Source organism: Rhodococcus sp. KRD175, from assembly GCF_017168275.1.
Classification (GTDB): Bacteria; Actinomycetota; Actinomycetes; order Mycobacteriales; family Mycobacteriaceae; genus Rhodococcoides; species Rhodococcoides fascians.
Genome location: NZ_JABFAQ010000071.1, coordinates 1 through 550 on the forward strand (window position 1 = coordinate 1; position 550 = coordinate 550).

Sequence of the window (550 nt, forward strand, 5' to 3'; positions counted from 1 at the left end):
ACCCGAAGCCGGTGGCCTAACCCCTTGTGGGAGGGAGCCGTCGAAGGTGGGATCGGCGATTGGGACGAAGTCGTAACAAGGTAGCCGTACCGGAAGGTGCGGCTGGATCACCTCCTTTCTAAGGAGCCTCTTCGTGCGGATGCACTGCTGAACAGTCAGCAGACGATCCCACGACAGAAACCGTTTCGGATGCATACGTCATCCGGCGGTGCTCACGGGTGGAACACTGACAACCAATTCGTTCATCGTGTCGCCGGCCATGCCGGAGTCACGAACGAGTTATATCGATGCACTGTTGGGTCCTGAGAGAACACGCGAAAGCATGTTTCTTTCTAGGCAAGACATATACAGGCTGTCATGGCTGGTTCTATCGGCTGAGGGATGTGAGTTTCTCGGTGTCTGAGGGTGGCGTGAACATGGTGGTGTGTGTGTTGTTTGAGAATTGCACAGTGGACGCGAGCATCTTTGTTGTAAGTAATGAAGAGCGTACGGTGGATGCCTTGGCACCAGGAGCCGATGAAGGACGTAGGAGGCTGCGATAAGCCTCGGG

The 550-nt window shown here is 55.5% G+C and carries 2 rRNA genes; both read left to right on the forward strand.

What is annotated here, in order from left to right:
• Positions 1 to 118: ribosomal RNA gene (locus J1M81_RS25695) — 16S ribosomal RNA — on the forward strand; the annotation flags it as partial.
• Positions 119 to 468: 350 nt separating this feature from the next.
• Positions 469 to 550, forward strand: a 23S ribosomal RNA gene (locus J1M81_RS25700); the annotation flags it as partial.